18 protein-coding genes are annotated in these 21380 nt (G+C 67.6%); 6 read left to right on the top strand and 12 right to left on the bottom strand.

All coding sequences use genetic code 11. The features are described from left to right. Positions 1-4 precede the first annotated feature (4 nt). Complete coding sequence (locus BW38_RS13445) at positions 5-1564, bottom strand: serine hydrolase (RefSeq protein ID WP_032975766.1); 1560 nt, start codon at positions 1562-1564, stop codon at positions 5-7. 110 nt (positions 1565-1674) lie between these two features. On the opposite strand from BW38_RS13445, the gene BW38_RS13450 reads away from it, so the two are divergent. Both BW38_RS13450 and BW38_RS13455 read left to right on the top strand, forming a co-directional pair. Next, positions 1675-2118 (top strand): VOC family protein, encoded by a 444-nt coding sequence (locus BW38_RS13450; RefSeq protein WP_032975765.1) that lies wholly within the window; start codon positions 1675-1677, stop codon positions 2116-2118. After that, positions 2115-2993 (top strand): DUF72 domain-containing protein, encoded by an 879-nt coding sequence (locus tag BW38_RS13455; RefSeq protein WP_032975764.1) that lies wholly within the window; start codon positions 2115-2117, stop codon positions 2991-2993. The genes BW38_RS13450 and BW38_RS13455 overlap by 4 nt, the downstream gene beginning before the upstream one ends. Here the strand turns inward: BW38_RS13455 and BW38_RS13460 are convergent. Next, a complete protein-coding gene (locus BW38_RS13460) occupies positions 2914-3531 on the bottom strand; it encodes a Pr6Pr family membrane protein (RefSeq protein WP_032975763.1) in 618 nt (205 codons plus the stop codon). The two genes, BW38_RS13455 and BW38_RS13460, sit on opposite strands and share 80 nt — an antisense overlap. Positions 3532-3608: 77 nt before the next feature. On the opposite strand from BW38_RS13460, the gene BW38_RS13465 reads away from it, so the two are divergent. Continuing rightward, positions 3609-4556: a DMT family transporter gene (locus BW38_RS13465; RefSeq protein ID WP_032975762.1), complete on the top strand. Its 948-nt coding sequence runs from the start codon at positions 3609-3611 to the stop codon at positions 4554-4556. Between the two features lie 39 nt (positions 4557-4595). Here BW38_RS13465 and BW38_RS13470 read toward each other — a convergent pair whose 3' ends face one another. The 6 genes from BW38_RS13470 to BW38_RS13495 all read right to left on the bottom strand — a co-directional run bounded on the left by BW38_RS13470 (position 4596) and on the right by BW38_RS13495 (position 14777). Then, the gene (locus BW38_RS13470; protein ID WP_032975761.1) at positions 4596-5756 is read right to left on the bottom strand and encodes an AAA family ATPase; all 1161 of its coding nucleotides are present in this window, start codon (positions 5754-5756) and stop codon (positions 4596-4598) included. 120 nt (positions 5757-5876) lie between these two features. After that, positions 5877-6947: a sensor domain-containing diguanylate cyclase gene (locus BW38_RS13475; RefSeq protein ID WP_032975760.1), complete on the bottom strand. Its 1071-nt coding sequence runs from the start codon at positions 6945-6947 to the stop codon at positions 5877-5879. Positions 6948-7098: 151 nt separating this feature from the next. After that, on the bottom strand, positions 7099-7821 hold the full coding sequence (locus tag BW38_RS13480; RefSeq protein ID WP_032975759.1) for a pseudouridine synthase: 723 nt from the start codon (positions 7819-7821) through the stop codon (positions 7099-7101). A 34-nt stretch (positions 7822-7855) separates the two neighbouring features. Next, positions 7856-9520, bottom strand: coding sequence for a diguanylate cyclase (locus BW38_RS13485; protein ID WP_032975758.1), 1665 nt, complete (start codon positions 9518-9520; stop codon positions 7856-7858). A gap of 716 nt (positions 9521-10236) precedes the next feature. Then, the gene (locus BW38_RS13490) at positions 10237-12660 is read right to left on the bottom strand and encodes an EAL domain-containing protein (protein WP_032975757.1); all 2424 of its coding nucleotides are present in this window, start codon (positions 12658-12660) and stop codon (positions 10237-10239) included. A 188-nt stretch (positions 12661-12848) separates the two neighbouring features. Beyond that, on the bottom strand, positions 12849-14777 hold the full coding sequence (locus BW38_RS13495) for a DEAD/DEAH box helicase (RefSeq protein WP_025877722.1): 1929 nt from the start codon (positions 14775-14777) through the stop codon (positions 12849-12851). A gap of 269 nt (positions 14778-15046) precedes the next feature. Here BW38_RS13495 and BW38_RS13500 point away from each other — a divergent pair, with 269 nt between their 5' ends. Next, positions 15047-15268, top strand: coding sequence for an RNA-binding S4 domain-containing protein (locus tag BW38_RS13500; protein WP_025877723.1), 222 nt, complete (start codon positions 15047-15049; stop codon positions 15266-15268). Between the two features lie 15 nt (positions 15269-15283). On the opposite strand, the gene ubiM is transcribed toward BW38_RS13500, so the two are convergent. From ubiM to BW38_RS13520, 4 genes are all read right to left on the bottom strand, one after another. Further along, positions 15284-16462, bottom strand: a complete 1179-nt coding sequence (ubiM, locus tag BW38_RS13505; RefSeq protein WP_032975756.1) for a 5-demethoxyubiquinol-8 5-hydroxylase UbiM — start codon at positions 16460-16462, stop codon at positions 15284-15286. 80 nt (positions 16463-16542) lie between these two features. Further along, complete coding sequence (locus tag BW38_RS13510; RefSeq protein ID WP_025877726.1) at positions 16543-16932, bottom strand: MAPEG family protein; 390 nt, start codon at positions 16930-16932, stop codon at positions 16543-16545. Between the two features lie 12 nt (positions 16933-16944). Continuing rightward, positions 16945-17490 (bottom strand): DUF4019 domain-containing protein, encoded by a 546-nt coding sequence (locus BW38_RS13515; protein WP_032975755.1) that lies wholly within the window; start codon positions 17488-17490, stop codon positions 16945-16947. 58 nt (positions 17491-17548) lie between these two features. Continuing rightward, positions 17549-18712: a hypothetical protein gene (locus tag BW38_RS13520; protein WP_032975753.1), complete on the bottom strand. Its 1164-nt coding sequence runs from the start codon at positions 18710-18712 to the stop codon at positions 17549-17551. Between the two features lie 461 nt (positions 18713-19173). Here BW38_RS13520 and BW38_RS13525 point away from each other — a divergent pair, with 461 nt between their 5' ends. Further along, the gene (locus BW38_RS13525; protein WP_032975751.1) at positions 19174-20652 is read left to right on the top strand and encodes a DNA-3-methyladenine glycosylase 2; all 1479 of its coding nucleotides are present in this window, start codon (positions 19174-19176) and stop codon (positions 20650-20652) included. Beyond that, on the top strand, positions 20649-21140 hold the full coding sequence (locus tag BW38_RS13530; RefSeq protein ID WP_025877732.1) for a methylated-DNA--[protein]-cysteine S-methyltransferase: 492 nt from the start codon (positions 20649-20651) through the stop codon (positions 21138-21140). Before BW38_RS13525 ends, BW38_RS13530 begins: the two co-directional genes overlap by 4 nt. Positions 21141-21380 lie beyond the last annotated feature (240 nt).

The following is a 21380-nucleotide window of genomic DNA, read 5'->3' as shown; positions in this document are numbered from 1 at the left end:
GGCGTCATTTCACCGGCGTGAACAGCAGGTCCTGGAAATCGAAGCTGAAATCGGTCAGGTCCGAGATCGGCTGCATGCGCACCTCGCGCACTTTTCCATCCGGGTCCAGGCTGAAATTGACGAACGCATCGGCATTGAGCGAGCGGTCGTCCCAGCGCACGATGAAGGTGTCGTGCTGCCAGTGCTCCAGGCGGCCGCTCAGCTGTGCGGTCTTCGCAAAGCGCAGGCGCAGGCCCTTGCCTTCCGCCGTCACCACCATGTCGCCATACCAGCGGTCGCGGTAGGTGGCCGCATACCCGGCCAGCGGCAACGACGGCCTGCTGCCCTTGTCACGCTCGGCCTGGTGCTTGGCCCACGCTTCGTCGGCCTTGTCCTGGCCCTTGGCCACGCCCTTGGCATAGGCATCCACCCAGTCGTGCTTTTCACCGCCAAGGTAGGCATCGAGCACGCTCAGCGTGATCGCATTGAAGGCCGCACCCACTTCCTGGTTGGTCAGCACCACCACGCCCAGCTTCTCGCCCGGCACCAGGGTCAGCCGCGAAACCATGCCCGGCCAGCCACCGGTGTGCCAGACCAGCTTCTGCCCGCGATAGTCGCTCAGGCTCCAGCCCTCGCCATAGCCGGCGAAGTTGGCCCGCGCCGGCGCCAGCTCCGGCACGCTCGGCGCCGGGATCGTCTGCGGCGTGATCATCTGCCACATCTGCTGCTGGCTCTTGGCGGTGAACAGCGCAGTGCCATCGGCCAGCTTGCCTTCGGCCAGCTGCACCTGCATCCAGCGTGCCATGTCGTGGGCATTGGAATAGATGCCACCGGCACCGGCATTGTTCGACCAGGTCAACGGTGCAACGGTGCGCAGGTCCTTGAAATCGTACTTGGCGTGGCCGACCGCAGCCTTGTCGCCGGCCTTGAGGTGATCGGCGTTGTAGCGCGTGCCGGCCATGCCGACCTTGTCGAAGATGCGTGTCTGCAGGAACTGCTGGTAGCTCATTCCCGAAACGTGCTCGATCACCTGCTGGGCGACTGCATACAGGATGTTGTCGTAGGCATAGCGCTCGCGGAAACCGCCCTTCAGCGGCACCTGGCCGAGGCGCTGCACGACTTCGGCATTACTGTAGGAGGTGGTTGGCCAGAACAGCAGGTCGCCCGCGCCCAGGCTCAGGCCGCTGCGGTGGGAAAGCAGGTCGCGGATCGTCATCTGCCCGGTCACGAACGGATCGGACATGCGGAACGATGGCAGGTGGTCGATCACCTTGTCGTCCATCTTCAGCTTGCCGTCCTCGGCCAGCAGATTCAGCGAGGTGGCAGTGAAGGCCTTGGTGTTGGAGGCGATGGCGAACAGGGTATCGGCCTCGACCGGCGCCGGCTTGCCCAGCTCACGCACGCCCCAGCCGCGTTCCAGCACCACCTGCCCGTCCTTGACCACGGCCACGGCGATACCGGGCACGTCGAACTGCGCGCGCACGCGCTCCACGGTCGCATCCAGGTCCTGCAGCTGCTGCGGGGTCGCCGCATTGGCCATGGTCGTGCACGCAAGCAGCACGGCTCCTCCGATCCAGGTTTTCATCCAGCACCATCTCCGAACAGGGGTAGCGGCCATGTGCAGGCCGTCACCGGGGTTTCGCGCGATGGTAACGGCCACGGGTGCAGCCTGCCCTGTGCCATAGGAGGGGTGTCATGGGTGCGAACGGCCAGAGCATCAACGGCTCCACCATCATTCCGTGCCTGCGTTACCGCGATGCGCTGGCGGCCATCGACTGGCTGCAGCGCGCGTTCGGTTTCCACGCGCAGGCCGTGCATGCCGACGGCGATAGGGTGCATCACGCGCAGCTGGTATTCGGCCAGGGCATGATCATGCTCGGATCTGCCAGCAACAGCGGCGAATGGGCCAAGCTGGCGGTGATGCCCGATGAAGTCGGCGGCCGGCAGACCCAAAGTGCCTGCGTGATCGTCACCGATGTCGACGCCCACTATGCCCGGGCCAAGGCTGCCGGTGCGCGCATCGTCATCGACATTGCCGACCAGGCCTACGGTGGACGTGGCTATGCCTGCGCCGACCCGGAAGGCTACCTGTGGTGGTTCGGCAGTTACGATCCGTGGCGGGCGGAACACACGCAATGACGGCACGGCAAGCGTCTGCGGCGCCGGTCCGCTGCGGTATCGGCGGCTGGGTGTTCCCGCAATGGCGTGGGGGCGCCTTCTATCCGCCAGGACTGATCCAGCGCGAAGAGCTGGCCTATGCCAGTCGTGCGTTGCGCTGCATCGAGATCAACGGCACCTTCTACCGCACCCCGACAGCGGCCCAGTGCGCGCAATGGGCAGCGCAGACGCCGGAAGGTTTCCGGTTCTCGATGAAGGCCCCGCGTCATCTGGTGCAGCGTCGCGACCTGTCGTCCACGATCGAGGCGGCCAGCGCGTTCCTGCAGGCGGCCGTCGCGCTGGGCGACCGGCTGGGCCCGTTGCTCTGGCAGTTCGACCCGCAGCACCCGGCCGATGCCGCGGCGCTGGATGCCTTCATGGCACAGCTGCCCAGGCAGCTGGATGGAACGGGGTTGCAGCATGCGTTGGAGGTGCGCAACGCCAGCGTCCATGGGCCGGAACTGGTGCAAGCGGCGCGCCGGCATGGCGTGGCCCTGGTGATCGAAGACAGCGACGAATCGCCGCTGCATGGCGACATCACCGCGGGCTTCGTCTATGCACGGATCAAACGCAGCCAGGCCAGACTGGCCGAAGGTCTTCCCCAGCCGATGCAGCAGCGCTGGGCCACGCGCGCGCGGTGCTGGGCCCGGGGTGAGGCGGTGGACGACCTGCCCTGCCTGGCCGCACCGTCCCCTGCCGCGCCGCGCGAGGTCTACCTGCTGTGCATCGGCGCCGGCAAGGTGCGCAATCCGGCGGCGGCGATGGCGCTGCAGCGGGTCATCGACGGCGCCAGCGGTCCACTGCCCACAGCAGTGTCCAGCCCAGCACGAACACCCCGCCGACGCGCAGCACGCTGAGGCCGAATGCACGCGAACCGATCCGCTGTACTTCCAGGAACGGATACGGTGCGCTGCCCAGCCACGAGGCCGTGAGCATCGCCCAGCCCAGGTAGGCCAGCGGCACCAGCAGGACCACACCCAACGCACGCCAGCGCAGGCCACCATGTGGCAGCAGCCCCGCCCAACCGGCCAGATACAGCAGCGGCACCACGTAGTGCAAGCCGGCATCGGCCCACCATTGCAGGCCAGTTGGCTGCCACAGCCCCTGCAGCGCCAGCAGATAGATCAGGCCGGTGACGCCGATGCACAGTGCCAGGGTAGCGGCTACCGTAGGTCGCAGTGCGCGGCCGCCGCAGAGCCAGAGGCAGCCCAGGCACACGGCCAGATTGCTGAGGATGGTGAAGTAGCTGAAGAAGCGCAGGCTCGCCACGCCGGGTCCCAGGCTGGCGCCGATGCCGCGCATCAGCAGGGCAAACTGCAGCAGCAGCGATGCTGCCGCGACCAGTGCGGTCAACAGCGCCCAGCCGCGCAGCAGAAGAAAACGGGCAGCAGGCATGCACGGCTCCCTCGTGGCAACGCCGCGAGCATGCCACAGGCATCGCCCGCCGATGCGGCTTGCCTCACAATACCCCGATGAGCACACCCGACACCCGCAAAGCGCTTTGGCAGATCCACTTCTGTGTCCTGCTGTGGGGCGTCACCGCCATCCTCGGCAAGTTGATCACCCTGCCGGCGCTGCCGCTGGTGTGGTGGCGGATGCTGCTGGTGGTGGCGATGCTGGCGTTGCTGCCGCGGGTCTGGCGCGGGCTGCGCACGTTGCCGCTGCGGCTGGTCGCCGGCTATGCCGGTATCGGCGCGCTGGTGGCCCTGCACTGGCTGACCTTCTACGGCGCGGTGAAGCTGGCCAATGCCTCGGTTGCCGCCACCTGCATCGCCCTGGCACCGGTGTTCACCTCGATCATCGAGCCCTGGGTGGCCAAGCGTCCCTTCCAGCTGCGCGAACTGGCCTTCGGCCTGGCCGTGCTGCCCGGTGTGGCGCTGGTGGTGGGCGGCGTGCCCGACGGCATGCGCCTGGGCGTGTTGATCGGTGCGCTCTCGGCCCTGCTGGTGGCAGTGTTCGGCTCGCTCAACAAGCGCATGGTCAGCCATGCCGATCCGCTGACGGTGACCGCGCTGGAACTTGGCGCGGGCACGCTCACCCTCACCCTGCTGGGACCGCTGATGCCGTACCTGCTGCCAGCGCTGGCCAGCCCGTTGTGGATCGTTCCCGACCTGCACGACGGCATCCTGCTGCTGGTGCTGGCCGGTGTCTGCACGCTGCTGCCGTTCGCCCTGGCCCTGGTCGCGCTGCGCCACCTCAGCGCCTACACCGTGCAGCTGGTCACCAACCTGGAACCGGTCTACGCCGTGTTGCTGGCCGTGGTGCTGCTGCGCGAGCAGCACGAAGTCACCCCGTGGTTCTACCTGGGCGTGGCGATCATCGTCGGTGCCGTGTTCCTGCATCCGCTGCTCAACCGCCGCAAGCGCGTGCAGCATCCGGAAATCCTCGGAACATCCGAAGCGCGCAACATCGCCGATTGAGCGCGTCCGCGCATTGCGTGGATCTTCCCGGCACCCGTCTCAGCGCTGCGGCCAATGCCAGGCCGGTGCATCCAGCAGGCCCTGCCCGCTCAGCAGCGTACGCCCGTGTTCCTTGTGCAGGTGCATTGAATGGCACTGCGGTGCCTGTTCCAGCGAGGCAATCAAGCGCGTGGCGTGAGATACCACCCAGACCTGGCTGCGTGCACTGGCGGCGATGATCAACCGTGCCAGCGCCGGCAGCAGGTCCGGATGCAGGCTGGTCTCCGGCTCGTTGAGCACCAGCAGCGGCGGCGGCCGTGGCGTGTGCAGGGCCGCGGCCAGCAACAGGAACCGCAGCGTGCCGTCGGACAATTCGGCCATCGACAATGGCCGCAGCAGACCGGGCTGGTGGAAGCGCAGCGCGAGTCGGCCATCCAGTTCCTCGAAGCTGACCGTCGCTCCCGGAAATGCATCCTCGATCGTCCGAGCCAGCGCCTGCGGATCGCCGATTTCGAGGATCGTCACCCAGGCGGCGGCGAGGTCGCGGCCGTCGTGGTGCAGCACCGGGGTACGGGTCGCCATCGCCGGTTGTCGCGCCGGTGCATCGGCATCGCTGCGGAAGTGGTCGTAGAAGCGCCAACGGCGGATGTACTCGCGCAAGGTGATGGCTTCCGGCATGCGCTGTGGATCGCCCACCTGGGTGAACAGGCTGTCGAACAGCGAAAGACGGTCGTCCACCAGGTCCCAGCCGCGTGCGTGCCGCTGCCGCACCAGCGCACCGCGGCGGTCGACCAGCAGATTGGCGCTGCGCAGAAACGGCCCTGCCCAGATCGCTTCAGCCTTGATCTGCGGGTCCAGCGCGAAAGCTGATCGGCTCGGTGGCGGATATCCGAGGTCGATGGCGTAGCCGAATTCATCGGTGGCGAAGCCCAGCTTGAGCCCCACCGATTCCTGGCGCGGCCCGCCCTGCAGCGGGATCTCACCGGCCAGCACGCGGCGGTCGATCTTTTCCGGACCTGCCCACAGCGCCGAGCCCAATCCACCCTCCCGCGCCAGTACCGCTGCAACACCGCCCTGCGCGGTTTCCGCCAGCAGGCGCAGCGCGCGGTACAGGCTGGATTTGCCACTGCCGTTGTCGCCGGTGACCACGTTGAGCCGCTGCATCGGCAGCACCAGCGCATGCAGCGATCGGTAATTGGCGATGGCCAGGGTCTGCAGCATGGTCGACGTCCTTGCGGTGAGACGTTGAGGGTGCCGTATGGGTATCGCAATGGCTGCGACTGCACGCAAAGGCCCGGGCCATCCACGCATGGCGTGGATCCACCGCAACCGCGCGGGCGGTCAGGGCGCCACTTCCACCCGGTTGCGGCCGGCGCCCTTAGCCCGGTACAGCGCGGCATCGGCACGGGCCAGGGTCTGGTCAGACGTTTCACCGGGCTGGTGCTGTGCCACACCGATGCTGATGGTCACCGGGAAGCCCAGCGGCAGGTTGGACACGGCTACCCGCAGGAACTCGCATTGCAGTTCGGCGGTACGCAGGTCCGCGTCCGGCATCAGTGCCACGAATTCCTCGCCGCCATAGCGCGCGGCCAGACCCCCACCGGCGAAGTGCGAGCGCAGCAGCGCCCCCAGTTCGGCCAGCACCCGGTCGCCGGTCGCGTGGCCCTGGAAATCATTGATGTGCTTGAAATGATCGATGTCCAGCAGGGCCACGCAGGCCTGCCGGTCGCGGCCATCGACGGCAATCACCGCCTCGTCCAGCGCCGCTGCCAGTGCCCGCCGGTTGGGCAGGCCGGTCAGGGCGTCGGTACGGCTCTGTTCGGCCAGGTCGGCATTCTGGGCCAGCAGCACATCGTGATACTCCGACAGCAGGCGTTCGTAATCGTTGCGCTCAAGCATGTGCCGCTGGATATCCAGGGCGAAACGGCGCAGCTCCATCACCACCATCACCTGCCGCGACAGCGCGGCCAGCGCTTCGGCCTTGTCGGTCGCCAGCTGCTGCGGCCGCGCGTCGAACACGCACAGGGTTCCCAGCGGCAGGCCGTCGCTGCTGATCAACGGCGCACCGGCATAGAAGCGCACATGCGGGTCGCCGGTCACCACCGGATTGTCGTGGAAGCGGACGTCCTGCAATGCATCCTCAACCACCATGATTTCCTGCGGTTGCAGGATCGCGTGGCCGCACATCGACTCGCTGCGCAGGTTCTCGGTCGCGTCGATGCCCTGCATCGACTTGAACCACTGGCGCTCGACGTCGATCAGGGTCACGGCCGCCATGGTCGTGCCACACACCGCCTTGGCGATGGCCACCAGGTCATCGAACGAGCGTTCGCGCTCGGAATCGAGGATCCGGTAGCGGTACAGCGCCTCCAGGCGCAGCGCTTCGTTGGCGGGCTTGTCGGGCTTGATCATGCAGCGTCACGTTCCGGCAGGGCGCCGCAAAGTCTAGCGGATGCGGGCGGCCAATCTGCATTCCGGTAGTGCCGGCCGTTGGTCGGCTCCCTGATGTTCATTGCCAGCACCGTGCAGTTGCCGGCCAGCGGCCGGCACTACCGGTCGTTGCTTACCAGTCCTGCTGCTGCGGCAACAGGCCGTGAAGCTCCTGCTCGGTCAGGTTGCGCCACTGGCCCGGCTTCAGTGCACCGATCTTGATGTTGTCGATACGTACGCGGCGCAGCTGGGTCACGCGGTAGCCGAACTCGGCCGCCATCAGCCGGATCTGCCGGTTCAGGCCCTGCTGCAGGATGATGCGGAAACCGAACTTGGCGATCCGCGAGGTCTTGCACGGCAGCGTCATCTGGTCATGGATGCGCACGCCACGGGCCATCGCGCGCAGGAACTCGTCGGTGACCGGCTTGTTCACTGCCACCAGGTATTCCTTCTGGTGGCCGTTCTCGGCGCGCAGGATCTGGTTGACGATGTCGCCGTTGCTGGTCATCAGGATCAGGCCTTCGGACTCCTTGTCCAGGCGGCCGATCGGGAAGATGCGCTGTTCATGGCCGACGAAGTCGACGATGTTGCCCTTCACCGTGCTTTCGGTGGTGCAGGTCACGCCCACCGGCTTGTTCAGCACGATGTACACGTGGCGGCGGGCGCCGGGCTTGCGGGCAGTGCGCATGCGCAGGGGCTGGCCGTCGACCAGCACCTTGTCATCCTCGCCGACCACCGCGCCGGTGCCGGCGGCATGGCCATTGACGGTGACCCGGCGGGCGGCGATCAGGCGATCGGCCTCGCGTCGGGAGCAGAAGCCGGTGTCGGCGATGTATTTGTTGAGTCGGCTGGTCATCGCCCCATTATCCGGCATCACCGCCCTTCCCGCCTCATGCCGTGGTCAACGGATCTTCGGTTTCGCCATCGAACACCCGGTTGCGGCCACTGCGCTTGGCTACGTACATGGCGTGGTCGGCGCGCCGCAGCAGCGCGGCCAGGTCATCTTCGGCCGGTCGCCACTGTGCCATGCCGATGCTCGCGGTCACCTCCAGAGCGGGCACCTGCAGGTCCCGGCAGGTCTCGGTGATGCGCTGGCGCAGGCGTTCCAGGCGGGTGGCCGCAACCTCACGCGGCATGCCCGGCAACAGCAGCAGGAACTCCTCGCCCCCCATCCGCACCACCTGGTCCTCGCTGCGGACAGCGGCGCGAAGCGCGCGGGCCACGGCCACCAGCACCTGGTCGCCGATCTCGTGGCCATGGCGATCATTGATGTCCTTGAACAGATCGATATCGAGGAAGCCGATCACCAGCGGCCCCCTCTCACGCTCGCCGCCCTGCAGATGCTGGGCCAGCTGCTGCAGGCCGGCACGGCGGTTGGGCAGGCCGGTCAGCATGTCGGTCTCGGCGAGCTGGCGCATTTCATCGCGCTGCTGGCGCAGCCGGCCCAGGCGCAGGTTGAGCGCATAGGCCGCCATCATCAGCAGCCAGGTGACCGCCAGCTGCAGGGCCTCCACCCGGTATTCCATCAACCAGTGCGCGCTGGCGGCGTCGGCCACGATCAGCACCAGCATCGGCGCCAGTGCGGCCAGTCCGGCCAGCGACCAGACATCGCCGCGCAACCGGGCCCAGATGCCCATCGCCAACGACAGCGCGCAGCCGGCAATGAAGCTCCACTGCAGGACCTGTGCGACCACGACCAGTCCATCGCGCTGCAACCACGGCACCAGTGCCGCCAGCGTGAGCAGGGACCACAACACCAGCTGCTGGCCCGCGCGCGAACGTGGCAGCACGCGGTCACCGCCGTTCAGGCGCCACAGCGCCGGCAACACCAGTGCCTGGGTCGCTGCAGTCAGCGCCAGCAGCCACCAGTCACCGCGCCCGCCGACGCGCAGCCAGGGCTCGGGATAGCCGCTGAGGCCGCCCAGGATCGACTGCCACAGCACCAGCACCAGGGTGGCACCGATATACATCAGGAAGCTGCGGTCGCGGGTGGTCAGGTAGGCCATCAGCGCCGACAGCGCCAGCGCGATTGCCACGGCGATGCATGCGGCGCGCACCAGCAGCCGGGCAGTGTCGTTCTGCTGCACCGGGCTGGGCGCACCCAGCTGCAATGTGGGAACCCAGCGCGCCTTCAGCGGCGTCTGCCAGGAGACCAGGAAGGGTTCGTGGCTGCCGGCAGCGGGTACCGCCACCATGCCGATGCCCGCACGAAAGCGCGAATCGCGGGTGCGGGCATCCTGCATGTTGCCGCAGATCTCGCGATCACCGTGTTGCAGCCGCACTTCGCCGGCAAAGATGTTGAAGACATCCAGCGCCTGCGGCTGCCCGGACCAGCCTTCTGGCGGTGCATTCACCCGTGTCTGCTGGCGCGGCCCGGCCAGCATCTCCGGCGTGCACGCGCGATGGGGCGTAGGTTCGGCTGTCGCGGTGCCGACCAGAAGGTAATCGCGGCCAGCGTCGACGCTGCGCGCATGGCCCAGCCACGGCAACGCCAACCACACCAGCAGCAGGACAAGCACCGCCCCTGTTTCCAAACGCACCTGCCTGCCGCCCACGCCACGTCCTGTTCCTGCTTACGTCCGCGCCCACTGCGCGTCGCCCCTGGCGGCATTATCGCAGCGGAATGCACCACCGATGTGTAGACCAAAGTGGCGGAGGTATTGGCCGGGCTGCCGCCCGGCACCCGCTGTAGTGCCGGCCGCTGGCCGGCAACCTCAACAGCAACAGCAACTGCGGGCTACCGAGCTGGGCGGGGCGGTATGGGCAGGCAGGACACGCCGTAAACCCATCCATGGGGGCTCGATGGCGCCTTGCTCGTGTGCGCCGTCCTGCGCACACGGCAAGACCGGGGTTGGGCGTCCTGCCCAACCCGCCCGAGGGCATGCCTCGGGCCCATGGCGCCAACGGTCCTGCCTGCCCATACCGCCCCACCCCTGACAGTGTCCCGCCATCTGGTAGATCCACGCCGTGCGTGGATGGATGTTCATACCGTTTCGAAATCAATGAATGGATTGGATGTCATCCACGCATGGCGTGGATCTACGTGTCGACCAAGGTCGACACCCACCAACAGCAGCCGGAATCTGTCGAAGGCGGGGTGGGTCCGGTTGCGGGGGCGTGAGCGCCATGGATGGCGCGACCGAGCCTACAGGGACGTACTTGCGGCGTCCCCCGCAACCGGACCCACCCCGCCATCCCACGGAATGCAGCTGTTGCTGTTGCTGTTGCTGTTGAGGTTGAGGGTGCCGGGCGCCGCCCGGCCGCAGCACCTTCAGCCGACAGCCGATGGCCCCTGCGTACCGGCCAACCGCATCGGTCGCAGGTCAGCCAGGGTCAGCCGTTCCAGCGGCTGCGGCCGTTCGATGGCATAACCCTGCAGCCCCTGCACGCCCATCCCGGCCAGCGCCTCGGCAATTTCGGTGGTCTCCACCCACTCGGCCACCACCTCCATCTGCAGTTCGCGGCCCAGCTCGCTGATCGCGCGCACGCTGGCACGGCTGACCGGATCGGTGTCCATGTCGCGCACGAACGCCCCATCGATCTTCAGCATGTCCGCTGACAGCTGCCGCAGATAACCGAACGAGGACAGGCCCGAGCCGAAATCGTCCAGCGCCACCCGGCAGCCGCGCGCCTTGACCGCGTCGATGAAGGCACGCGCCTGGCTCAGGTTACCGATGGCCGCGGTTTCGGTGATCTCGAAACAGAGCTTGGACGCCAGCGCGCGGTTGCGCTCCAGCAGGTCACAGACGAAGGCAAGGAATCCCGGTTCGGCGATCGACTGGGCCGATACATTGACGTTGCACAGGCCCAGCTGCCGTACGTGCGCCGGGCACACCTGCAGGTGGCGGAACAGCAGGCCGAGCACGTGCCGGTCCAGCACCACCGCCATGCCGTAGCGCTCCACAGCAGGCATGAACTGGCCCGGCAGGTGCAGTACGCCTTCACTGTCACGCATGCGCACCAGCACCTCGTAGTGCAGGTAGGACGGATCGCCGACCTTGGCGATGCGCTGCGCATACAACAGCATCCGGTTCTCGGCCATGGCGCGACTGACGCCCTGCAGGCGTTCGGCCTCCAGCCGTCGCTCCTCCAGCGCCAGCCGGTTTTCGTTGAAGCAATGCACGCGGTTGCGACCGGCCTGCTTGGCCGCATAGCACGCGCTGTCGGCCGCGCTCATCAACCAGTTCACGTCCGGCGCCTCGGCTGTCACTTCGACCACGCCGACACTGCAGCTCAACTGGGGACTGCCCTCGCTGACCGGGAACGTGGCCTGGCCCAGGTTGCGGATCAACCGCTGCAGCACACGCTTGGCTTCATCCTGGTTGGCGCGGGCAAGGAACACCGCGAACTCGTCCGCCCCCAGGCGGCCGACCCAGTCGCCATCGCGCACCGCGCCGACCAGGTACTCGGCGAAACTGCGCAGCATCTGGTCGCCGGCCGCGTGGCCGAAGCTGTCGTTGACCAGCTTGAAGTGGTCCAGGTTGATGTAGCCCAGGGCATGGGTTCCACCGTCGGAGCGGACCTGCAGCAGCGATTTTTCCAGCAGGCGCTCGATCTCGCGACGATTGATCAGGCCGGTCAGGGGGTCATGGCTGGCGTGGTGCTCTATCTCACGTGCCAGGGCATGGTTCTGGCTGACATCCTCGACGATGGCGAACACCGACAGGCGGCCGCTGGCAGTGCGCACGCCGGTACCACTCCAGCGCCCCCACACCAGGCTGCCATCGCGGCGCCGGAAGCGCAACTCGCCCGGTCGCAGCTGACGTTCCCAGTCGATGCGGCCACTTTCATCGATCACCACCTCGCCCTCCATCAGCAGCTCGGCCAGCGACATCTGCAGCAGCACGTCCCGACGATGGTCGAGAATGTCGGCCATCGCCTGGTTGGCCTCCAACACCCGGCCGCCGGCATCCAGCTTGAGCATGCCGACGTTGGCTTGGTAGAAGGCGGCCCGGAAGCGGCTCTCATGCTCGGTCAGGTCCTTGCCGACCCGGCGCGCCAGGGCCACCGCCATCAGGCTGATCAGCAGGACCGACAGGCCGCCCACGGCCAGGGTCGCGATGCGCACCGCGCGGGCCATGCGCAGCAGTGCCTGCGAGAACGCCTGCGCCTGCCCGCGCAGCTGGTGGTCGATGCCACGCAGCCGATGCAGGTAGTCATCCACGGTCGCCTCGTCCAGCGGCCCCGAGCCATGGCGCCGTTGCAGTTCCTCCGCCAGCGACTGCATGGCCAGCAGGTTTGCGTCGGTCTGCCGCCACAACCAGGTGGCTTCGCGGAAGGCTCCGACGTTGCGCGCATGGCGGAACGAGAAGATCAGCCGCGGAATGTCGGCGCGGGCATTGCCCCCACGCAGAAAACCGGCGCGGGCTGTCGCCTCGTCCGGTTCGGGTTGCTCCAGCGCCTTGCGGGCCTGCAGGTCACCCAACGGAACCTGCAGTGCCGTCTGGGCATCCTGCAGATCCTGCAGATGGCCACGCGCCAGGTAACGGCTGAGCGCTGCGGTGGCGTCCTGCTGCCCCCGCGACCAGTAGCCCTGCCCTGCGATCCATGCGGTCGATGCCGCCTGCAGCTCCTGGATCACAGCCGACAGCGCGACCAGTCCGATCGCCATGCCCGTCAACAGCGCAAATCGCAGTCCCAGCCCGCGGGTCATCGGTACCCGTCGGCGCTGCTGGTCCATGCCACTTCTACCCATCCTGGATCCCCCGAATGTGCTGCGGTGACAATCTCCTACGGAACCGCGCCAGCCTAGAACCGGTGATGTGTGGGCCATGCGAAACCGGACCCGGCCGGTGATCGGCAGCGGAGGCCGGGCCGCCCTGGCGCCATGCAAACAACAACGCCAGCCCGGAGGCTGGCGTTGTTCGTCTACTTCAGCGCGGCTTAGAAGCTGCGCGGGCCACGTGGCTTGTTGAAGCCATCACGACGCGGCGGACGGCTGTCGCGGTCGCCGCCGGGGCCACCCGGACCGCTGCGACGCGGAGCTCCCGGGCCACCCGGACCGCCCGGACCACGCTTGTCGAAGCGCGGCTTGAACGGACGCGGCGCCGGATTGACCTCTTCACCGGCGGCCAACGGGCGCATCTGCAGCTGCTGGCCGGACACCCAGACCTTCTGCAGGTGGGTCAGCACGTCCGACGGCATCTGTGCCGGCAGATCCAGCAGCGAGAAGTCGTCGTGGATGTCGATACGACCGATGAAGCGGCTTTCCAGGCCGGCTTCATTGGCGATGGCGCCGACGATGTTGGCCGGCTTCACGCCATGCTGGTGGCCGACCGAAATGCGGTAGGTCTCCATGCCCTGCTCCGGTGCACCGCGCGGCGGCACGTCACGGCGCGGGCGCTGCTCGAAGCCACCCTCGGCATCGTCACGACGCGGGCCACGCTCGAAGCGCGGGCCGCGCTCGTTGCGGTCGCCACGTTCCGGGCGCTCAGTGCGCTCGAAACGCTCGCGCGGCGCACGCTCTTCGCGCGGTGCACGCACCGGCGGCTGCAGCAGGAACGGGGTATCGCCCTGCATCATCTTCGCCAGTGCGGCGGCCACTTCGATGGCCGGCACGTTCTGTTCGGACTCGAAACGCTCCAGCAGCTGGCGGTAGAAGTCCAGGCCGCCCTGGCCCAGCGTCTCGGTGATGCGCGAGGTGAACTTGTTGATGCGGTTGTCGTTGACCGCTTCCACGCTCGGCAGCTGCATTTCTTCGATCGGCTGGCGGGTCGCACGCTCGATCTGGCGCAGCATGCCCTTTTCGCGCGGGGTGGCGAACAGGATTGCTTCACCGCTGCGGCCGGCACGGCCGGTACGGCCGATGCGGTGCACGTAGCTTTCGGTGTCGTACGGGATGTCGTAGTTCAGCACGTGGCTGATGCGTTCCACGTCCAGGCCACGAGCAGCCACGTCGGTGGCGACCAGGATGTCCAGCTTGCCTTCCTTCAGCATGGCGATGGTGCGCTCACGCTGGGCCTGCTGCATGTCACCGTTGATGGCGGCAGCGGCCAGGCCACGGGCCTGCAGCTTGCTGGCCAGCTCTTCGGTGCCGGCCTTGGTGCGCGCGAAGACGATCATCGCGTCGAACGGCTCGACTTCGAGGATGCGGGTCAGCGCGTCCAGCTTGTGCATGCCGCTCACCCACCAGTAGCGCTGGCGGATGTTGGCCGAGGTGGTGGTCTTGGTCGCGATGGTGACTTCGACCGGGTCCTTCAGGTAGGTCTGCGCGATACGACGGATGGCCGGCGGCATGGTGGCCGAGAACAGCGCCACCTGGCGCTTCTCCGGCAGCTTCTTCAGCACCGCTTCGACGTCGTCGATGAAACCCATGCGCAGCATTTCATCGGCTTCGTCCAGCACCAGCGTCTTCAGCTCGGACAGGTCCAGCGTGCTGCGGTTCAGATGGTCGATGACGCGGCCGGGGGTACCGACCACGATGTGCACGCCGCGGCGCAGGGCCGTCAGCTGCTGGCCGTACGGCTGGCCGCCGTACACCGGCAGCACGCGGAAACCGGGGATCTTGGAGGAATAGGACTGGAACGCCTCGGCAACCTGGATGGCCAGCTCGCGGGTCGGGGCCAGCACCAGGGCCTGCGGCTTGATCTGCTGCAGGTCGATGTTGGACAGCACCGGCAGCGCGAAGGCCGCGGTCTTGCCGGTACCGGTCTGGGCCTGGCCCAGCACGTCGCGGCCTTCCAGCATCGCCGGGATGGTGGCAGCCTGGATCGGCGACGGCGTTTCGTAGCCGATGGCAGTGACAGCCTGCATGACAGAATCGGACAGGCCGAGCTGCGCGAACTGCAGCTGCGCTTGGGTTTCTTGGGACATGGGGAACTCCGAAGGCACTGCCACGAGCATGGCAGGCGAAAAAAAAGGGGGATTCCGCGCTTTGGGCGCCCTTCTTATCGCGTGCCCTGGCGCTGCTCGGTTGGAGCTGAGGTTTTACTCGCTCAGAGCGGAATGATACCGCACTGTGCCTGAACAAGGTGTACAGGAAGCCAACGGCATGCCGTTACGGCCCGCCGTGGCGCACAATAGGCGCCCATTTTACCGCCGCGGGCCCTGTCCTGCAGCGCCTGCCCCAGGAAACCCGTTCCATGCAGATCCTCGAATTCGACCTCGACGGCGATTACGTCGAACTCAAGCAGTTGCTGAAGCTTGCCGACCTGGTCACCAGCGGCGGCGAAGCCAAGATGGTCATCAGCGAAGGCCTGGTGCTGGTCGATGGCGAGGTCGAGCTGCGCAAGGCCTGCAAGATCCGCGCAGGCCAGGTGGTCGAGTTCAACGACAGCCAGATCCGCGTCCTGGCCGCCGCGTAAGTCACCGCGTGGCCGTCAGGCCACGCGCTGGGTCAGGTGGGCGGCAATCAACTGCCGGAACGGTGCCACCCCCTGCGCCACCCGCAACCCGGCCGCCCGCAACAGGCGCGCCGGACGACGGTCGTCGGTATACAGGCTGGCAATCGCATTGGTCGCTTCATACAGCGGCCGCGCCGCCAGCCGATGCCCGCGCTGGTAGCGGCCCAGCATGCCGGCCGCGGCGATGTCCGCTCCACGTCGCTGCTGCTCGGCGATGCCCTGCGCCAGCCGCTGCGCGCTGGCCAGGCCCAGGTTGAAACCATGTGCGGTGACCGGGTGCATGCCCACTGCGGCATCACCGATCAGTGCCGAACGTTCGCCGACAAAGCGGTGCGCATATACCCCGACCAGGGGATAGGCCTTTGGCGTGGCCACCGGCTGCATGCGTCCCAGGCGGTGTTCGAAGAACCCGCTGATGGCCTCCCCGAACGCGATCTCATCCATCGCCAGCAGCGCTTCGATCTGCCGCGGCGGCAGGGTGATCACCGCCGATGCCTGGCCTTCGTTGAGCGGCAGCAACGCCATCGTGCGGCCATAGCCGAACCATTCCCATGCTGTGTAGTGATGATCGCGCTCGACCTGCATCCTGCAGACCAGCATCGATTTGCCGAAGTCACGCATCTGCGCACCGATGCCGAGCATGCGGCGGGTGCCGGAGAAGCGACTGTCGGCACATACCAGCAGCCGCGCGTGCAGCTCGCTGCCATCGTCCAGGCGCACCACGTGGCCCTGGCTGTCGGCGCGTACCGCCTGCACCTTGCGGCCATCAAACAATTCCAGCCCGTCCTGGCCCTGCACCGCCTGCCAGGCCGCGCGGCGGATCAGATGGTTGGGCACCAGCCAGCCCAGCGGCTGGCCATCGACCTGGCTGCTGGCGAAGGTCAGCGCGAAGGGCGAACCTCCGTTCAGCACCCGCGCGTCGCGCAGTTCGGCAACCTCGGCTTCGGGCAGGCGCTGCCACAGGCCAAGCTGTTCCAGGCTTTGCCGCGAGGCATGGGTCAGGGCGATTTCGCGGCCGTCGAAGGCCGCCTCGGCCAGGGCCTGGCGCGGCTGTGCCTCGACCAGCCCCACCTGCAGGCCAGTGCTGGCCAGCGCGCGCGCAAAGCACAGCCCGGCCGGTCCGGCGCCGACCACCACCACGTCCATCCTGCGCATGCGCGCCTCCTGCCGTTGATCCAGTCGCGGCCAGCATAGCGCTGCGTGCCTGACCGGCCTTGATCTGGATCAGCTGCGCGTCACAGCAGCGCGAACACCATCGCCAGGATCGCCACGATCGACACCAGCCAGACCAGGCTGCGCACATAGGGCACGCCGGCTGCGTACAGCGGCAGGTAGACAACACGTGCCCAGAAGTAGACCTGCGCCGCCAGCGCGGTGGTGTCGCTGCCACGCCCGGCCAGCACCACCGCAATCGCAGCGGCGGCGAAGAACGGGAAGGTCTCGAAGAAGTTGGATTGCGCCCGCTGCAGTCGTCCAGCCAGTGGACTCAGCGGCTTGGACGAGTCGTCTCGTGCAGAAGCGTTCCATTTCATCCCGCGCTCGCGGGTGACCACGGTGGAGGCGGCAAAGATGTAGACGAAACCCAGCAGCATCGCCCACGCCAGCATCGTCAGTTCGGTGGCCATCGTCGATCTCCGTCAGGGGCTGGATGCGCGCAGGCTGTAGCCGGCCAAGCGCCAGGTCTGGTCTTCGTCGAAGCGGAACGACACCAGCTCGCGTACCGGCTGCGCGCTGTTGGCGAAACGGGTCGGGAAGCTGACGTTGATGTACAGGCCCTCGGGCACGGCAGCACCTGCAGCGTATTTCACGCGGGTGATGGTCGGCTGGCCACGCCCGGCCAGCGCGCCAAGACGCGTGCGGTCTGCGGCAAGCTGGCTGACGAAGGCCGCCTTGGGCACTGCGCGGCGGGCAACCGCCGAGGCGCCGTCCCACAGCTCACCGGCCCGATTGGCGTCGACCAGTTGCGCGGCCTTCAATGCGGCACTGCCCATTTCCGCGTCCTGTTTCTGCACCTGCGCCTGCTGGGCCGGGCTCAACGCCGGCGCGGCAGCAGTGGCCGGCTTCGCGGCCGTCGGTGCGCTCGGCGCGGGGCGAGCCGGGGCCGGTGCGGGCGTGGCCGGCGCCGGCGTTTGCGCCAGTGCAGCCAGGGGCAACAGGGACAGCAGCAGGAGCACGCGCTTCATGGACACCGCCGGTTCGATGGAAAGAACCGCAGTCTACGCCAGCGCAGTGAGTGGACCGTCAGCGCGCCTGGACGCTGCCTTCCACCGCGCCCGCCTCGGCCTGCGCCGCCGGTGCCGCCGATGCCGCGGGCAGCTGCTCGGCCACCGGCGGCTGCTCCGGCGGTGCCGGTGGCAGCGTAGCCACGTCGATCTCCGACAGCGGGCTTTCCTCCGGGCACACCGGGTCGGGGAAGCCGAAGCGCTGCTTCAGCGACTGGCCACAGCTGTTGATCGATTCCATGTCGGCACCGTCGCGCTTGCACTGCTGGTCGAACGCCACCAGGAACGCATCCTTGCGCTGCACGAAGTCGTCGCCGCAGGTACGCATCTGCTTGATCCGCTCCAGGTCGTCCTGCACGGCGTTGGTCCCGTCCAGGCCGTACTGGCGAAGCTCTTCGGCAGTCAGCAGGCGCAGGCTGCGGTTGGGCACGGTCATCATCAGGTCGGCCACACCCACCGCCACACCATTGCGCTGCAGATAATCCTTCACGTTGTCATAGACCTCGTGCAGTTCGCGGTTGAGCTCTGCGCGCGAAGTGGCCTTGGAACTGATGCGCATCATGCGGTGGATGCCGACCTTGCCGGTCAACAGGCGGTTGTCGCCGGCAGCCAGCACGAACACGCAGGCGCTGTGGCAGATCGAGCCCTCGCGCACCCAGATGGTCCAGCCGGATTCGCCGATGCTGTCGCCGGCAACGATGGCCGATTCCACCTGGCCACCGCTGGAATCCAGATCCAGGATGCGCTTGTGGATCTGCAGCTCGTCGGCGACCACGGCCAGCCGCCACATCATCTCGGCAAACCCGGGGTTGATCTTGCCGTTGTAGCGCACGCGCAGCAGGCCACGCTCGGCGCACGGCGCCAGCGCCTGCTTCAACTGTTCGCGCTGCAGGCCTTCCAGTTCAATGCCATCGCCGCCGTCGCCAGCGTAATCGGTGGTGCAGCTGACCCAGGCCTTGCCGTTTTCCAGCTGCGCCTGCGGCCAGGGCCGATCAGCCCGGCTGCGCGCCTGTGCCGGCGGGGGCGGCGCATCGGCGGCATTGATCGACACCATGTTTTCGCCATCGCTGGCCGGGGCCCGCGTGGCCTTGTCGGCAGCGGTGACGTTGCCGGGGTTCTCCAACTGGCTGCAGCCCGCCAGGGCCAGGAATAACAGGGGCAACCAGCGGAGTTTGGCGGACATCGGGCAACCGGATTCAGACAGGCAAGAACCACAGTCTACCCGTCCATGGCGCGCATTCAGCGCCCGCCACTGAACCTGTTCTGACCCTCACGTACCGTCATTTCCCATTCCAGTGTCTTCCCCCTTCCCATCCACGCATGGCGTGGATCTACATGTCGACCAAGGTCGACACCCACCAAGAGCAGGCCATGCCATCTCGACAGTTCGCGGAAATCTGTCGAAGGCGGGGTGGATCCGGTTGCAGGGGTGTCCGCGGCATGGATGCCGCGGCCAAGCTTACAGGGACGTACTTGCAGCGTCCCCTGCAACCGGACCCACCCCGCCATCCCACGGCTAGCCCGCTGTTGCCGTTGCCGTTGCCGTTGCCTTTGCGGGTGCCGGGCGCAGCCCGGCCAGGCCCCTCCAGCATCCATGTCCGAATATGGCGAGTACTACCGCCCGCAGGCGCCTAGACTGGCGCCATGGATACCGCACTCGCCCTCGACACTGCCGCCTGCGATCGCGCTCGCCTGGCCCGTGATGCACGCTTCGACGGCGTATTCTTCACCGCCGTGCGCAGCACCGGCATCTACTGCCGGCCGGTGTGCCCGGCGCCACCACCGAAGCCGCGCAACATCACCTATTTCCCCACGGCTGCGGCCGCTGCGTCCGCCGGCTATCGCCCCTGCCTGCGCTGCCGCCCCGAGCTGGCCCCGCTGGCACAACAGGCGCTGGCCGGACAGGCCGTGCAGCGGGCCCTGGCGCTGATCCATGCCGGCTTCCTGCAGGACCAGCCGGTGGCCGAGCTGGCAGGAAAGATCGGCCTCAGCGCACGCCAGCTGCAACGCCTGTTCGTCGAACGGCTGGGCGCAACGCCAGGGCAGATCCACGCAACCCATCGCCTGCTGCTGGCCAAGCAGCTGCTGACCGAAACCACGCTGCCGGTGACCGACGTGGCACTGGCCGCTGGTTACAACAGCCTGCGCCGCTTCAATACGGCATTCCTGCAGGGCTGCGGCATGGCGCCCACCGTACTTCGCCGCCAACACCATCCCCTGGCCGCCGACGATGGCGGGCTGGTGCTGCGCCTGGGCTATCGACCGCCGCTGGATTTCCCCCGCATGCTGGCCTTCCTGCGCAAGCGCAGCCTGCCCGGCATCGAACTGATCGGTGAAGACAGTTACCAGCGCGTGTTGAGCACAGCCGAGCGCCCCGCCCCGCTGCGCGTCACCGCCGACCCGAAGCGGCCCGAGCTGCGCCTGCAACTGGGCGCGGTCGACCCACGCCTGATTCCGGACATCGTGCGCCGCGTGCGCCGTGTGTTCGACCTGGACGCCGACCTGCAGCAGGTGCACGCAGCGCTGGGCGATGAACCGCTGTTGGCGCGCGGCATCGCCGAGCGCCCCGGCCTGCGCGTGCCAGGCGGATGGGACGGCTTCGAGGTGGGCGTGCGCGCGGTACTGGGCCAGCAGGTCAGCGTGGCCGCGGCCACCACGTTCGCGCGCCGGCTGGTCGATGCCTACGGTGCGCACCTGCCCGGCATGCCGTCCGAATTCGACCGTCAGTTTCCAGCGCCGGACGTACTGGCCGACGCGCCGCTGGAATCGATCGGCCTGCCACGCAGCCGCGCCGCCACCGTGCGCGCCCTCGCCGCAGCCTGCGCCAGCGGCCAGCTGGACTTCGGGCCGGGGCAGGCACTGGAGGAATTCGTCGCCCGCTGCGTGGCCCTGCCCGGCATCGGCCCGTGGACGGCGCAGTACATTGCCCTGCGCGGGCTCGGCCAGCCTGATGCCTTCCCCGCCGGTGACCTGGTGCTGCAGCAGGTGCTGGGCCACGCGCAGGGCCAGCGCCTCAGCGAACGCGCCACCGAGGCCCGTTCGCAATCATGGCGACCATGGCGCGCCTATGCCGTGCTGCATCTGTGGCACCTGTCCGGCACTTTCGTTGGAGAACCCTCATGAACCTCTTGTTCGATCGCTTCGATACACCGATCGGTGAACTGACCATCGCCGGGGATGAGAATGGCCTGGCCCACGTTCTGTTCCCGGAAAACCGCCATCCTGCGCGCGGCCGCGAGCACTGGCATTACGCGCCTGGCGCATTGCCGGAGGCGCGCGAACAGTTGCTGCAGTACCTGCACGGTGAGCGCAGCGGTTTCGACCTGGCGCTGGCACCGCATGGCACGCCGTTCCAGCTGCGCGTCTGGCATGCGCTGGCGTTGATTCCCTTCGGCCAGACCTGGAGCTACCTGCAGCTGGCGCAGCAGCTGGGTCAGCCGACGGCGACCCGTGCGGTCGGCGCGGCCAATGGCCGCAATCCGTTGCCGATCGTGCTGCCGTGCCATCGCGTGATCGGCAGCAACGGTACGTTGACCGGTTTCGGTGGCGGCCTGGAAACCAAAGCGGCGTTGTTGCGGCTGGAGCAGCGACAGGCACCGCTGTTTGCATGAGGGTTGGAGGCAGGGCTGCGCCCTGCACCCGCTACAAGCCAGAGCAACATCAACGTCAACGTCAACATCAACGTCCAAAGCGGTCTATCCGAGGGTGGTCGGGGCGGTGTCGGGTTGCGGGGACGCCGCAAGTACGTCCTTGTAGCAACTGTGTTGCTGGAGGAGCGCCAGCCCTTCCGGTAAACGGGCACGGTAGTGCCGGCCGCTGGCCGGCAGCCTCAGGAGCAACGCCCTCTGGTG

The organism is Stenotrophomonas sp. RIT309 (assembly GCF_000632045.1).
GTDB lineage: Bacteria > Pseudomonadota > Gammaproteobacteria > Xanthomonadales > Xanthomonadaceae > Stenotrophomonas > Stenotrophomonas indicatrix.
This window is presented reverse-complemented; position numbering and strand designations above follow the sequence as displayed.